Below are 13,623 nucleotides of genomic sequence, written 5' to 3' on the forward strand. Positions count from 1 at the left end.
CCGGTGCGCGTCCTGATGGTCGAACCCGGCGGCCCGATCCTGGTCGAGGGTCCGGTCGAGATCGAACTCGCCGACGGGTCCGTGGTGGTGTGCGAGCGGCCGCTGGTCGCGCTCTGCACCTGCCGCCGCAGCCGGCGCCACCCCTTCTGCGACACCAGCCACCGCCGCCGGTCGGCCGGTCCTGCCGGGCAGGCCCCCCTGTCGGAGCACGGCTGAGCGTTCCTTTGCACAGCCATGGTGGGGTTCCAGGTGATCTGCTGCCTTCCACGTCCCGGGGCCCTCGCCGGTCACACCGAGCAGCTGCTCCAGGCCGGGGCGCACGGAGAAGTCGCGGAGCCCGGCGGCTTCCCCCTGGCGGTCACCTCGCGGGCCCCGCAGTGGTCCGTCGCCGGCCGACGTCCGCAGGTGCCGGTCGTCGTCAATGTCCGGGGCGTCGCGCGGCTTCAGCAGCGGCCGCAGCCAGTCGTCGGCCTCGAGGTCCAGCACCCGAAACGGCTGTCCCCGCAGGGCGCCGGCTACGCCGTCCTGGGTTCCCGGGACAGCCGGGCCGGGTCCACCTCGGTCACGGCCGTCATCGCGTCCAGCTCCCATCCCCTCCGGTACGCCGCGGCGAAGGCTTCCTCGCCGAGCGCGGCCTGCCCTCGGCGGGTGAGGTCGCGGATCTGCCGCTCGGTGCGGTCGTGAGCGCCGCGCAGCCGGGCGGCGACGCCGAGCAGGACGGCCGACTCGTGATGGCGCCCGTGCGCCGCGGCGAGCGCGGCCGCGTTCACCCCCACCAGTGACAGGACCGGCAGGTCCCGGGTCCGCAGCGCCGCCGTGTAGGCCGTCGCCAGCGCCTTCGCCGCGCCGGCCGGGTCGCCCGTCTCCAGGCAGAGCGCGGCCCGTGCGCTGCCGACCAGCGTCCGCGCGTGATCACCGGGGAAAGGGGTGTCGCCGTCCAGGCCGGGTTCGGCGCCGTCGAGTAGTTCTCGCGCCCGGTCCAGGTCGCCGAGCCGCACCCGGAAGGCGGCCTCCCACGCGTCGACCAGGAGCAGCAACGGCGGCGAGTTCCCCCGCAGCGCCCGTTCCCGGGCCGAGTCGATCATCGCGATCACCAGGTCGGTGTCGCCGCGGCGCAGGTGCAGATCGATCCAGCGCAGGTCGCCGAACACCTCGTCGAGCGGGCCGAGCGGGCCGAACTCGCCGGTCAGCGACCGGGCCTCGCGCAGGTCCGCCAGCGCGCCGTCGAGGTCGCCGTCGTACTGCCGCAGCTGGGCGCGCATCGGCAGCGCGTTGGCCTGGCCCCAGCGGTCGCCGACCTGTCGGAAGCAGGCCAGGGCCGCCTCCACGTCGGTGCGCGTCCCGGCGAGTTCGCCCGCGTTCTCGGCGTACTCGGCCCGGAACAAGCGGGCCAGCCCGGACAGCCACACGTCGTCGCCGTCGGCCAGGCGCTCGGTGAGCGCGGGCGCGCTCCCGCTGTCCTCCAGGAACGCGAGCGGGAGCGCGGCGAGTGCGGCGTACGGTCCGGGGAGTGCCGGGTACGCGAGCAGCCGGTCGGCCAGCTCACGGAGCTCGGCCCGGTCGTCCGCGGCCACCGAGGTGGTCGTCGCCGACCGGGTGCCGACCCGGTTGAGCAGCTGGATCGCGCGGGCGCAGTCGCGGTCGGGCGTCGGCTCGCCGCCGGGCACCGCGAGTGCCGCGCCCAGCCAGTGGACCGCGTCGGCGTGGCGGCCGAACATCTGCCAGTACCAGGTCAGGTTCAGGGCGAGGGCGAGCGCACCGGGGGCGTCACCGGTGTCGCACCGCCGGCGCAGGGCGGCGAGCGTGTTGTCGTACTCGGCGCCGATGGCTCGGATGGCCGCGGGCTGGCCGGACCCGCGCAGCTGCGGGTCGTGCCGGGCCATCAGCTCGGCGAAGTGGTCCGCGGCGAGGTCGCGGACGGCGCCCAGGTCGCCCGTCCCGGCCAGGCGGTCGGTGCCGTACTCGCGCAGCGTCTCCAGCATCCGGTAGCGGCCCGGGTCGGGCGCGAGTTGCAGCAGCGACCGGTCGACCAGGCCCGCGAGCAGTTCGGGGACGTCCGCGGCCGGCACCGCCGTTCCGGCGCACAGCGCGGTGGCCGAAGCCGACGTGACGCCGCCGGACAGGACGGAGACGCGTTCGGCGACCGTGCGCTCGTGTTCGCCCAGCAGCTGCCAGCTCCAGGCGATGACCGCGCGCAGGGTGCGGTGCCGGGGCAGCGCGGTGCGGCTGCCGGTGGTGAGCAGCCGGAACCGGTCGGCGAGCCCGTCGGCGAGTTCGGGCAGCGACATCGTCCGCAGGCGGGCCGCGGCCAGCTCGAGCGCCAGCGGCATCCCGTCGAGGCTGCGGACCACCCGCCGGATCCCGGGCAGCGTCGTCCCGTCCACGTCGAAGCCCGGGCGCACGGCCCTGGCGCGCTCGGTGAACAGCCGTACCGAGGCCGCCTGCCGGGCCTGTTCGACGTCGTCGTCGGGGCCGGGCAGCGCGAGCGGGCCGAGCGGTACGAGTGCCTCGCCGTCGACCGCGAGGGGTTCGCGGCTGGTGGCCAGCACGCTCAGCCCGGGGCAACGGGACAGCAGTGCCGCGACCAGGTGGGCCACGGCGTCGATCAGGTGCTCGCAGTTGTCGACGAGCAGCAGGCTCTCCCGGCCGCCGAGCCGCTCGACGAGCACGTCCACCTCCTCGCCCGCACCCTCGCCCCGGGGCCGGGCCTCGAACATCGCGCCGCCGCGCAGTCCGACTCCGACGAGCAGGGCCGAGCCGACCTTGGCCGGCTCGGTGACCGACGCGAGGTCGATCAGCCAGGCTCCGTCGCGGTACGCCCCGCTCCGGCGGCGGGCGGCCTCGACGGCGAGCCGGGTCTTGCCGACGCCGCCGGGACCGACAACGGTGAGCAGGCGCCCGGCCGTGAGCAGCGCGTCGATCCGGGCGAGGTCGTCCTCGCGCCCGACGAAGCCGGTCAACGGCGCGGGCAGGTTGCCGGGCCCGGTCCGCACGGCGGGCGGGGCGGGCCGTTCGGCGCGCAGCAGGCGCAGGTGGCGCTCGTGCAGGGCGGCGCCCGGGTCGGTGCCGAGGTCGTCGGCCAGGGTTTCGCGGACTCGCTCGTACAGCGCCAAGGCGTCGGCCTGGCGGCCCTGGGCGGCGAGCGCGTCCATGAGGAGCGCGGCGGCCCGCTCGTGGACGGGGTACTCGGCGAGCAGGGCGGCCAGGCGGGGTGCGGCCGAGTCGGCGCGGCCCAGGGACAGTTCGGCGTCGGCGAGGTCGACCACGGCCTCGACCGAGGCGTGGGCCAGCCTGGTCGCGGCGCCGGGCGCGACCGCGGCGACGGCGGTCGGCTCGGTGCCCGGGTGATCGCCCCACAGCGCCACGGCCTCGCCGAGTACGGCCGCCGCGGCTCGGGGGTCGCCGGCGCGCAGGCGGTCACGGCCGGCCGCGGCGAGTTGCTCGAACCGCAGCGCGTCCACGTCGGCCGCGTCCACGTCCAGCCGGTACCCGCCCGCGGCCTGCGCGACGTGGCCGGCCGCGCCGAGGGCGCGGCGGAGCCGCGAGACGAGGGCCTGCAGGGCGTGGGCGGGATCGGCGGGCAGGTCCTCGGCCCAGATCGCGTCGACGAGGGCGCCCTGCGCGACCGCGCGGCCGCCGGCGAGCGCCAGCCGTACGGTCAGCCCCTGCAGGCGCGCGCCGGGAACGGGCAGGACGGCGTCATCGCGAGACGTCCGGAAGGCTCCGAGCAGCGTGACGCGGAGCCGTGCGTCCCCGTCCGTCGTCCCGTCCTCGAGCCTGTCCATCGTCCCATCTTCGCGTGCGGACCCTCGGGTTCCCAAACCCGTGCTGTGCCGGGCCCGTTGTCAGGGTGTCAGCGCCGTGTGCGGCCCTGTCGGCGCCGTGTGCGCCCGGTGTGAGCGGCCTGCGTCAGTGTCCGGGTGTCCGACATTCCCGAGGCGGCCGGCCGGAGTTCACCGGGCGGCGCGGATCCCCCGTAGGAGTCACCCTCATGAACAGCCCTGTCACGATCATCGGCGCCGGACTCGGCGGACTCGTCCTGGCCCGTGTCCTGCACGTCAACGGCATCCCGTCCAGGGTCTACGAGGCCGATCCCGCCCCGGCCGCGCGCGAGCAGGGCGGACTGCTCGACATCCACGACCACAACGGGCAGCTCGCCCTCCGGGCAGCCGGCCTGATGGACGAATTCCGGGCCGTCGTCGTACCGGGCCGCCAGACGATGCGGGTCCTCGGCCAGGACGGGACCGTCCTGATGGACAAGGCCGACGACGGGACCGGCGGGCGCCCCGAGGTGATGCGCGGCGACCTGCGGCAGCTGTTGCTCGACTCGCTCCCGCCCGGCACCGTCCGGTGGGACCACAAGGCCGACGGCGTCCGTGCCCTCGGCAACGGCCGCCACGAGGTGACGTTCGCCGGCGGGTGCACCGTCGCCACCGGCCTGCTGGTCGGCGCGGACGGCGCGTGGTCACGGGTCCGGCCGCTGCTCTGCGACGCCACACCCGGGTACGCCGGTACGTCGTTCGTCGAGACGTACCTGTTCGAGGCCGACACCCGGCATCCCGCGGCCGCGAAGGCGGTCGGCGGCGGGTCGATGATCGCACCCTCGCCGGGCAAGGAGATCTTCGCCCACCGGGAGATCGGCGCCACCCTGCACACCTACGTGCACCTCACCAGGGAGCGGGACTGGTTCGCCGCCGTCGACTTCACCGACCCCGCCGCGGCTGCTGCCCGGATCGCGCAGGAGTTCGACGGCTGGGCGCCGGAGCTCATCTCCCTGATCACCGACGCCGACACCGCACCGGTCCTGCGCCCCCACTACGCCCTGCCGGCCGGGCTCCGGTGGGACCGGGTTCCCGGGGTGACCCTGGTCGGGGACGCCGCGCACCTCCGGGCCCCGAACGGCGAGGGCGCCAACCTGGCCATGCTCGACGGCGCCGAACTCGGCAAGGCCCTGGCCGGGCACCCCGGTGACACCGAGGCCGCGCTCGCCGAGTACGAGGAGGCGATGTTCCTGCGCCCCATCCAGGAGGTCACGTTCGAGGGCTTCGAGGTCCGGGCGACGGACTCCGAGGGCAACCCGGCCCAGGTCCTGCTCGACATGATCAACGAGCAGGGCCGGTGAGCCCCGTGCACGACGTCGTCGTGGTGGGCGCCGGCCCCGTCGGCCTGTTCCTCGCCTGCGAACTCGCCCTGGCGGGCTGCTCCGTGCTGGTACTGGAGAAGGAACCGGAGCTCCGCTCCCCGTGGAAGGCGGACCCGCTCGGGATGCGGGGGCTGTCCGCCGCGTCGGTGGCCGCGTTCCACCGACGCGGGATGCTGCACCGGCTGCTCACCGCCTCGGGCGTCGACCACGCTCCCGACGCGGCCTCCGACACGGCCTCCGACACGGACGAGCCGGCACCCCCGCGGAGCGCGGGCCATTTTGCCGGTGTGATGCTCGATCCGGCCGACATCGACGTCACCGCCCTGCCGTTCCGGCTCGCCGGTCCGGCGTCCGAGGGCATGATGACGACCCTCGAAGCGGTCGAGACGACGCTGTCCGAGCGGGCGGTCGAGCTCGGTGTGGAGATCGGACGCGGCGTCACGGTCTCGGACATCGTTCAGGACGACGAAGGCGTGGTCGTGCGGGCCGGGGAGCACGCGTACACGGCGCGCTGGCTGGTCGGCTGCGACGGCGGACGCAGCACCGTGCGACGGCTCGCGGGCTTCGCCTTCGTCGGCAGCGAACCGCAGTTCACCGGCTACGTCATGCTCGCCACCGTCGCCGGCCCCTCGAAGCTGCGCCCCGGCTTCAACCTGACGCCGACCGGCATGTACCTGCACATGCCGGCGAAGGACTACATCGGCGTTCTGGACTGCGACGGCGGCGCGTTCGACCGCTCGCAGCGGCCGACCCGGGAGCACCTGCGGACGGTTCTGCGCCGGGTGTCCGGAACCGACGTGACGCTGGACGACGTCCGGCTCGTGTCGACCTTCACCGACCGGGCGATGCAGACGACGACCTACCGCCAAGGGCGGGTCCTGCTCGCGGGGGACGCCGCGCACATCCACTCCCCTCTCGGAGCGCAGGGCCTCAACCTCGGTATCGGCGATGCGATGAACCTCGGCTGGAAGCTCGCGGCGACCGTGCACGGCCACGCCCCGGACGGGCTGCTCGACACCTACACCCGCGAACGCCACCCGGTCGGCGCGTCGGCCCTCGACTGGACGCGAGCACAGGCCGCGGCCATGAACCCGGACCCGTACGGCCAGGCGGTCCAACAGGTGATCCGCGACCTGATCGGGACCCGGGACGGAACGACCTACGTGTACAGCAGGGCATCGGGGGCGACGAACCGCTACGACCTGGGCGACGGGCACCCGCTGGTCGGCCGAGACGCCCCGGACCTCCGGCTGGAGGACGGCACCCGCCTCGCGGATCTGATGCACGACGGACGGGGCGTCGTACTCGACCTCACCGCAGACCGCTCCCTGCACGCTTCGGCCACGCGCCGGGACAGCCGGCTCCGGTACGCGGCCGGGCCGGCCCGGAACGACCTCGGACTGCGCGCCGTGCTCGTCCGCCCCGACGGCACGGTCGCCTGGGCAACCGCCGGCCGCCCCGACCACCCGGACTTCGAGCGGACCGCGGACCGCTGGTTCGGTGCCGCCGACGGCGGGGAGCACGCATGACCATCACCCACGGGCTCGGATCCGGCTGAACGCTCCGCATCGCGGGAGCGGGAGGAGCCGACCGTGCGCCGCACCGAGCGGCCGGCCGGGCCGGATGGCCCGGCCGGCGCGGTCCGGTCGCCGCGTCGGCGGCCGGATCCTCGGAACCGTGCCCTGGCGTGCGGTCGGCTCCGCCGATGCTGCTGGTCGACGTGGCCGCCTTGACGTTCATGGACTCCTCCGGCCTCGACGAGCTGCTGCGCCTGCGCATCGAGGCCGCTCGCCAGAACGGTGAATGGCTGATGGAGTACGTCCTGTCCGGCGATCCGGTCAGAACGAGTGTCGCATCGACGTAGTCGTATGCCCAAGCGGCGGGCGCGGCTGCGGACATGAGCGAGTACATCAGCATCAGGCGCAGGTCGTCCTCGCTCGGCGCCGTGGCCAGGCCCGACGGAATGCAGAGGTCCCGCTCGTGCAGCCCGGCATCCCAGAGGGAGTGGATCGACGCGACGGACCAGTACACCTCCCGGAGCAGCTGCCCCGGCAGCAGCTGCTCCAACCGCGTCGCCGCCGTGCTCCGACACCGCCGCCTCACGCGAGCCCGGCGCCGCCCCGCAGTGAGCTCTTCCCGGCCCGCCAGCAGCCGAGCAGGTGCTCCGAGAGCCGCTCCTCCACCACCCCCGTCGCAGCGACCCCGAACGCCACGTCCGCCGCCAGCTCCGGCTCGGCCGCCAGCAGCGCCCGGATCACCCCGTGCCGCACCAGCTGCTCGTGCACCGCGTCCGCCTCCACGTGTTCGCGGTGGAACCGGGTGCCGGCCGGCCCGGCCCCGAGCCGCTCGAAGGCCGCCGCCAGCCGGGCCGACCCGGGCGAGGAGGTGATCTCCACGGTGGCGAACTGGCCGACCAGCGCGCCCCGCAGCGCCCGGTGCAGCCCGAACATCGACATCAGGTTCACCACCGCGAACGCCGGGGCGGCCGCCACGTCCACGTAGTGCCCGTACGCCGGGTCGAGCCCGAAGTCGGCCATCATCTCGGCGAACAGCGTGGCGTGCAGCCGCTCGGGGCGGCCCGCACCGTACTCGTCGAACTCGATCGCCACGAACGCCGCCTTGGCCGCCGCGGGCAGCCGGGGGATCGCCCAGGCCTGCGGGTCCGCCTCCTTGAGGTGGTAGAGCGAGCGGTGCACCAGGTACTCCCGGGCCTGCGCGCGGGTGCCCTCGGCGAGCAGGAAGTGCGAGAGCCCGGTGCCCCGGTGCGGCTCGATCAGCAGCCCGTCCAGCAGCTCCGCCAGCGGCGGCACCGGTCGGGTGGCCGCCCGCAGCTCCGCCAGTACCGGACCTTCCAACGCCCGCCGCAGCGCCAGCAGTTCGGGGTGCCACTCGAGGTCCGGATCGACCCCGGCGAAGCCCCGGTAGTGCAGCTCGTAGCAGGTGTACAGGGCCAGCTGGTGGTCCTCGCCCCACGGGTCGCCGTCGACCGGCGGCACCGGGCGGCCCGCGGACGCCACGGGCGCAGCGAGCAGCAGGGCACGGACGGCCTCCGAGAGTGGCCCGCGCGCGGCGGGCAGGGCGGGCGCCCGGGCGCAGGTCGGTGCGGCCATGGTTCCTCCTCCGGGCCGACGGCGGTTCGGTACCGGCCCGGCGCCTGCCCAACCCCGGCCGCTCCACGCGCGGCCGGCCCGGCGATCCGGCGCGCCGTTTCCCGGTCGGCCCGCAGGGCAGGCGCCCCGGTGGTTCGCCGACCGAACCACTCGGAGCGAGGCCCTCGGGGCCACCCGGCCCGCACAGGAGGCAGCGAGATGAGCGAGTCCCGGATCCAGCGCCCGCCGAGCGAGGACCAGGCGGATCTGTACGCGTGGGCGTGGCGCAGCGGCTGGGCGGTCGACCAGCTCGCCGACCGCACCGGCGCGATCGAGCGGATGCTGATGACCCGGCCGCACCGGTCGGTGGAGGCGGTCTTCTCGCACGACGGGGCGTTCTGCTTCGCGCGCGTCGCCGGCCCCGACGGGCCGGGGCCGGAACTGGACCTGGCCGCCACCCTGGACGTGCTGGAGGGGGAGGGGGAGTCCGTCGCCGTTCCGGACCACGTCGCCGCCCCCGACCATGCCACCGTCCCGCACCGCGGCGTGGCCCCCACCGAGACCCCGCCCGGGGAGGCGAGCACCACGGCGGGGATCTCGGTGCCCGAGCCCGACGAACTGCGCAACGCCTGGGGCGTCTGGCCACTGCTGGTGATCGGGCTGCTGGTGGTGTGCGTGCTCGCGTTCCTGGTCGCCCGGATCTTCGCCTGGTGACCGGCGGGCCCCTGAGTGGGACCCACCGGCCCGCCGTCCCGAGTGGCCTCAGCCGGTCTCGGCCAGGCTCTGCCGCGCCGCCTCGGCCACCGCCTCCGGGGTGAGGCCGAACTCGGCGTACAGGCGCTGGTAGTCGGCGGAGGCGCCGAAGTGGTCGAGGCTGACGATCCGTCCGCGCGCGCCGACCAGCTCCCGCCAGCCGAGCGCCACGCCCGCCTCCACGCTCACCCGCGCCGTGACCGCCGGCGGCAGCACCTCGTCCCGGTACGCGGCCGGCTGGGCGGCGAACCACTCCAGGCAGGGCAGCGAGACCACCCGGCTCGCCACCCCCTCGGCGGCCAGCAACTCCTGCGCCGCCAGGGCGATGTGCACCTCGGAGCCGGTGCCCAGCAGCAGCACCCGGGGCTCCGCGCCGCCGGCCGCGTCGCGCAGCACGTACCCGCCGCGGGCGGCGCCGGCGGCCGGCGCGCACCCGTCCCCGCCGCGCTCCAGCACCGGCACCTTCTGCCGGGTCAGCACCAGCCCGGTCGGCCGGTCGTGCCGGCCGAGCAGCGCCTGCCAGCAGGCGGCCGTCTCGTTGGCGTCGCAGGGCCGCACCACGTCCAGGCCCGGGATCGCGCGCAGCGCGGCGAGGTGCTCCACCGGCTGGTGGGTCGGGCCGTCCTCGCCGAGGCCGATCGAGTCGTGCGTCCAGATGTAGATCGTCGGCAGTTCCATCAGCGCCGCCAACCGCACCGCCGGCCGCATGTAGTCGCTGAAGGTCAGGAAGGTGCCGCCGTAGGGCCGGGTCAGGCTCTGCAACGCGATGCCGTTCAGCGTGGCGCCCATCGCGTGCTCGCGGATCCCGAAGTGCAGGGTGCGCCCGTACGGGCCGCCCTTCCACTCGGCGGTCTCCACGCCCTCCGGCAGGAAGGACGGCTCGCCGTCCATGGTGGTGTTGTTGCTGCCGGCGAGGTCGGCCGAACCGCCCCACAGCTCGGGCAGCACCGGCGCGAGCGCGGTCAGCACCCGGCCGGAGGCGGCCCGGGTGGCGAGCCCGCCCGGGTCGGCGGGGAAGACCGGCAGGTGGTCCGCCCAGCCGTCCGGCAGCCGCTGCTCGGACAGCCGGTCCAGCAGCGCCGCCCGCTCGGGGTGCTCGGCGCGCCAGCGCTCGTAGTGCGGGGTCCAGGCCTCGTGCAGTTCGCGGCCGCGGTCGCGGGCGGCCCGGGTGCGGGCGAGCACGTCCTCCTCGACCGTGAAGTGCCGGGCCGGGTCGAAGCCGAGCAGCTCCTTGGTGGCGGCCACCTCGTCCTCGCCGAGCGCGGCGCCGTGCGCCTTGCCGGTGTCGCGGAGGTTGGGCGCGGGCCAGCCGATGATGGTGCGCAGCACCAGCAGCGAGGGCCGGGCGGTCTCGGCGCGGGCCGCCCGCAGCGCGTCCAGGACGGCGTCCACGTCCTCGACGTAGCGGCCGGTCGCGGTCCAGTCGACGGTCTGCACGTGCCAGCCGTACGCGCGGTAGCGGGCGGCCACGTCCTCGCTGAACGACACGTCGGTGTCGTCCTCGATCGAGATGTGGTTCTGGTCGTACATCATGATCAGGTTGCCCAGCTGCTGGTGGCCGGCGAGCGAGCTCGCCTCCGAGGTGACCCCTTCCATCAGGTCGCCGTCCGACGCCAGCACGTAGACGTGGTGGTCGAAGGGGCTCTCGCCGGCCGGGGCGTCCGGGTCCAGCAGGCCGCGCTCGCGGCGGGCCGCCATCGCCATCCCGACGGCCGCGCCCAGGCCCTGCCCGAGCGGGCCGGTGGTGATCTCCACCCCGCGGGTGTGCCGGTACTCGGGGTGCCCGGGGGTCGCCGAGCCCCAGGTCCGCAGCGCCTTCAGATCGTCCAGTTCCAGCCCGTACCCGGTCAGGTACAGCTGGACGTACAGGGTCAGGCTGGTGTGGCCGCAGGACAGCACGAAGCGGTCCCGCCCCAGCCACCGGTCGTCCGCGGGATCGTGCCGCAGCACGTCCTGGAACAGCAGGTGGGCCAGCGGGGCGAGGCTCATCGCGGTGCCGGGGTGGCCGTTGCCGGTGCGCTGCACGGCGTCGGCCGCCAGCAGGCGGGCGGTGTCCACGGCCCGGACGTCCACGGGGTCCCAGCCCGCCCGCTGCGCGACGGGGTCGGCCAGCGACTGGTGACGGCTCGGACGGGACTGCTCAGGCGGTGTCATCGGGGTCCTCCCACGGGTCGGGTGGTCGTTCAGGCCGGGGCCGGGCCCACCAGCGCCTACCCGGTGTCCGGGCCGGTATGGCCGGTGCGGCCGCCGATTCACCCTCCGGAACGCCGGGCACGGCCGTCCGCGCGGGCCCGCGCCGGGCCGCCGGGGCGCGGGCGGGGCGCTGACCCGTCCGGCCCAGTGCGCGCGCCGGCCCACCGCTCCTGCGCTGGGCTGGGGGAATGTCGAACCGTCCACCCCCGCTCGGCGAGGGCGAGGAACTGCTCGAGCAGCTCCTCGCCTCCGGCCGCACCCTGGATCCGGCGGACGTACCCGCCATCGCCGAGCGCTTCACCCGGACCCTCGGCATCGGCGACAGCACCGTGTACCTCGCGGACATCCAGCAGAACCGGCTGCTGCCGGTCTCCGGCGGCACCGCCGTGCCGATCGACGGCAGCCTGGCCGGCTGGTGCTACCGCACCGGCTCGCTGCGCGTCACCGAGGACGGCGGCGGCGGCCTCCAGGCGTGGTTCCCGCTGGTCGACGGCGCCGAGCGGCTCGGCGTGCTGCTGGTCGGCGCCCGGCAGCTGGACGGTACGGGGCTGCGCCGCTGCCGCCTGCTGGCCGGGCTGCTCGCCACGATCATCGCCTCCCGCCGGCACACCAGCGACAGCTACGCCCGCAACACCCGCGCCGACACCATGACGCTGCCCGCCGAGATGCTCCGCGCCTTCCTGCCCGCCCGCACCCTGGCGACCCCGCAGGTGGTCTCCACCGCCGTCCTGGAGCCTGCCTACGACCTGGGCGGCGACGCCTTCGAACACGCCCTGGCGGGTGGGGTGCTGCACGCCGCGGTCCTCGACGCGATGGGTCACGACCTGGCCTCCGGGCTGACCGCGGCGGTCGCCCTCGCGGCCTGCCGCAACGCCCGCCGCAACGGCGCCGACCTGCCCGAACTCGTCCGCGGCATCGACCAGGCGCTCACCGACTGGTTCCCCGACCGGTTCGCCACCGGGGTGTTCCTGCGGCTCGACATCGCCACCGGCACCCTGCACTGGTCCACCTGCGGCCACCCGCCGCCGCTGCTGATCCGCGGCGAGCAGGTGGTGGCCGACGCCCTCGCCCGGGCGCCCGAGCCGCCGCTCGGCCTCGCCGACCTGGCCGGCGCTCCCCGCACCACCCACACCGCCTCGCTGCTGCCCGGCGACCGGCTGCTGATGTACACCGACGGCGTGGTGGAGGCCAAGGGCACCGCGCACGAGATGTTCGGGCTGGACCGCTTCGCCGAGTTCGTGATCCGCGCGACCGCGGCCGGCGAGCCCGCCCCCGAGGTGCTGCGCCGGCTGATCCACGCCCTGCTCGCGAACCAGGACAGCCAGCTCACCGACGACGCCACCATCATGATGATCGAGTGGCAGCCGCCCCCGCTGCGCCGGCCCGGCGGCGGGATCCAGCCCTGACCGGGGCACCCCCGTCCGGTCAGTCGGGCGGCTCCTGGGCGTGCTGCTCGGCCTCGGACGGCGAACCGTCCGCGCCCTGCGCCAGGTGGTGCTGCACCCGTCGCTCCAGCGCACGGTCCTCCGCGCCGGGGCCGTCGTCGCTCCGGTCGGGCTCGTCGGGGCCCCGCGCCCCGGTCTCTGCACCGTCCCCGGCCATGCTCACCATCGCGCCCTCCTCGTCCTGCGGTCGGCCGTCCGCGCTGCGGCCCGGCCCGGTCCGCGCGCGCCTGCCCGCACACCCGGCCGGGAAACAGCCCGCTCGGTTGCCGGCCCGGACCCCGGGCAGACGCACGGGGGGACGCGCCGCGCCGTCCGGACACCCGATCCGCGAGGAGGCCGCCCGGTGGACACCCAGGAGCTGACCCGACGCCTGCTCGACCGGTACGGGAGGACCTACGCCGACGAGGCCGGCATCACCCTGCGGGACCAGCCCGCGCCGCTGTACCAGCTGCTGGTGCTCACCGTGCTCTGCTCGATCCGGATCAAGGCGGAGATCGCCACCGCCGCCGCCCGCGAACTGCGCGCCGCCGGCCTGCGGACCCCGCGCGCGATGGCCGGCTCCGGCTGGCAGCAACGGGTGGACGCGCTCGGACGCGCCCACTACGTCCGCTACGACGAGAGCACCGCGACCGCGCTGGGGGAGGGCGCCGACCTGGTGCTGGAGCGCTGGCGGGGCGACCTGCGCCGGCTGCGGGAGGAGGCCGGCGGCGATCCGGCCGCTGTGCGGGAGCTGCTCCAGGAGGTGCCGAGGATCGGCCCGGTCGGGGCGCAGATCTTCTGCCGCGAGGTCCAGCAGGTGTGGCCGCAGCTGCGCCCGTACTTCGACGACCGGGCCCGGGAGACCGCGGCCGGTCTGGGGCTGCCGCACACCCCGGCGGGGCTGGCCGTGTTGGTCCCGGACGGCGAGAGCGCCCGGCTGGCTGTCGCGCTGGTCCGGGCCGGTCTGGCGGGCGATGCGGCCGAGCGGCTGCGCGAGGGCTGAGCCGGCCCGGCCGCGTGG

At 75.7% G+C, this 13,623-nt stretch carries 11 protein-coding genes; 7 read left to right on the forward strand and 4 right to left on the reverse strand.

Going from position 1 to position 13,623, the window contains the following annotated elements; translation table 11 throughout:
* Nucleotides 1–3 precede the first annotated feature (3 nt).
* A complete protein-coding gene (locus ABT014_RS21220; protein WP_350640554.1) occupies nucleotides 4–216 on the forward strand; it encodes a CDGSH iron-sulfur domain-containing protein in 213 nt (70 codons plus the stop codon).
* A 299-nt stretch (nucleotides 217–515) separates the two neighbouring features.
* Here the strand turns inward: ABT014_RS21220 and ABT014_RS21225 are convergent, their stop codons facing one another.
* Entirely contained in the window at nucleotides 516–3,785 is a 3,270-nt protein-coding gene (locus ABT014_RS21225) for an ATP-binding protein (protein WP_350640555.1), read from the reverse strand.
* A gap of 206 nt (nucleotides 3,786–3,991) precedes the next feature.
* Between ABT014_RS21225 and ABT014_RS21230 the strand changes: the two genes are divergently transcribed.
* The 3 genes from ABT014_RS21230 (at nucleotide 3,992) to ABT014_RS21240 (ending at nucleotide 7,007) form a co-directional block, all read left to right on the forward strand.
* Nucleotides 3,992–5,122: an FAD-dependent oxidoreductase gene (locus tag ABT014_RS21230; RefSeq protein WP_350640556.1), complete on the forward strand. Its 1,131-nt coding sequence runs from the start codon at nucleotides 3,992–3,994 to the stop codon at nucleotides 5,120–5,122.
* A 5-nt stretch (nucleotides 5,123–5,127) separates the two neighbouring features.
* Nucleotides 5,128–6,672, forward strand: a complete 1,545-nt coding sequence (locus ABT014_RS21235) for an FAD-dependent oxidoreductase (RefSeq protein ID WP_350640583.1) — start codon at nucleotides 5,128–5,130, stop codon at nucleotides 6,670–6,672.
* Between the two features lie 176 nt (nucleotides 6,673–6,848).
* Complete coding sequence (locus ABT014_RS21240) at nucleotides 6,849–7,007, forward strand: STAS domain-containing protein (protein WP_350640557.1); 159 nt, start codon at nucleotides 6,849–6,851, stop codon at nucleotides 7,005–7,007.
* Nucleotides 7,008–7,242: 235 nt separating this feature from the next.
* Here ABT014_RS21240 and ABT014_RS21245 read toward each other — a convergent pair whose 3' ends face one another.
* Nucleotides 7,243–8,253 (reverse strand): iron-containing redox enzyme family protein, encoded by a 1,011-nt coding sequence (locus tag ABT014_RS21245; protein WP_350640558.1) that lies wholly within the window; start codon nucleotides 8,251–8,253, stop codon nucleotides 7,243–7,245.
* Between the two features lie 198 nt (nucleotides 8,254–8,451).
* Between ABT014_RS21245 and ABT014_RS21250 the strand changes: the two genes are divergently transcribed.
* The gene (locus ABT014_RS21250) at nucleotides 8,452–8,946 is read left to right on the forward strand and encodes a DUF6480 family protein (protein WP_350640559.1); all 495 of its coding nucleotides are present in this window, start codon (nucleotides 8,452–8,454) and stop codon (nucleotides 8,944–8,946) included.
* A 48-nt stretch (nucleotides 8,947–8,994) separates the two neighbouring features.
* On the opposite strand, the gene tkt is transcribed toward ABT014_RS21250, so the two are convergent.
* Nucleotides 8,995–11,139 (reverse strand): transketolase, encoded by a 2,145-nt coding sequence (gene tkt / locus ABT014_RS21255; protein WP_350640560.1) that lies wholly within the window; start codon nucleotides 11,137–11,139, stop codon nucleotides 8,995–8,997.
* Between the two features lie 227 nt (nucleotides 11,140–11,366).
* On the opposite strand from tkt, the gene ABT014_RS21260 reads away from it, so the two are divergent.
* Nucleotides 11,367–12,584, forward strand: a complete 1,218-nt coding sequence (locus ABT014_RS21260) for a PP2C family protein-serine/threonine phosphatase (protein ID WP_350640561.1) — start codon at nucleotides 11,367–11,369, stop codon at nucleotides 12,582–12,584.
* 19 nt (nucleotides 12,585–12,603) lie between these two features.
* Here ABT014_RS21260 and ABT014_RS21265 read toward each other — a convergent pair whose 3' ends face one another.
* Nucleotides 12,604–12,789, reverse strand: coding sequence for a hypothetical protein (locus ABT014_RS21265; RefSeq protein ID WP_350640562.1), 186 nt, complete (start codon nucleotides 12,787–12,789; stop codon nucleotides 12,604–12,606).
* A gap of 177 nt (nucleotides 12,790–12,966) precedes the next feature.
* On the opposite strand from ABT014_RS21265, the gene ABT014_RS21270 reads away from it, so the two are divergent.
* A complete protein-coding gene (locus tag ABT014_RS21270; RefSeq protein WP_350640563.1) occupies nucleotides 12,967–13,605 on the forward strand; it encodes an endonuclease in 639 nt (212 codons plus the stop codon).
* Nucleotides 13,606–13,623: the final 18 nt, after the last annotated feature.

The sequence above is a fragment of the Kitasatospora sp. NPDC094015 genome, from assembly GCF_040304075.1.
In the GTDB taxonomy this organism is placed as follows: Bacteria; Actinomycetota; Actinomycetes; order Streptomycetales; family Streptomycetaceae; genus Kitasatospora.

Bases quoted from the DNA above. Each gene is read 5' to 3' on its own strand.
- ABT014_RS21265 (WP_350640562.1), bottom strand. From the start codon at position 12,789: ATGGTGAGCATGGCCGGGGACGGTGCAGAGACCGGGGCGCGGGGCCCC.
- ABT014_RS21250 (WP_350640559.1), top strand. From the start codon at position 8,452: ATGAGCGAGTCCCGGATCCAGCGCCCGCCGAGCGAGGACCAGGCGGAT.
- ABT014_RS21245 (WP_350640558.1), bottom strand. From the start codon at position 8,253: ATGGCCGCACCGACCTGCGCCCGGGCGCCCGCCCTGCCCGCCGCGCGC.
- ABT014_RS21240 (WP_350640557.1), top strand. From the start codon at position 6,849: ATGCTGCTGGTCGACGTGGCCGCCTTGACGTTCATGGACTCCTCCGGC.
- ABT014_RS21230 (WP_350640556.1), top strand. From the start codon at position 3,992: ATGAACAGCCCTGTCACGATCATCGGCGCCGGACTCGGCGGACTCGTC.
- ABT014_RS21260 (WP_350640561.1), top strand. From the start codon at position 11,367: ATGTCGAACCGTCCACCCCCGCTCGGCGAGGGCGAGGAACTGCTCGAG.
- tkt (WP_350640560.1), bottom strand. From the start codon at position 11,139: ATGACACCGCCTGAGCAGTCCCGTCCGAGCCGTCACCAGTCGCTGGCC.
- ABT014_RS21225 (WP_350640555.1), bottom strand. From the start codon at position 3,785: ATGGACAGGCTCGAGGACGGGACGACGGACGGGGACGCACGGCTCCGC.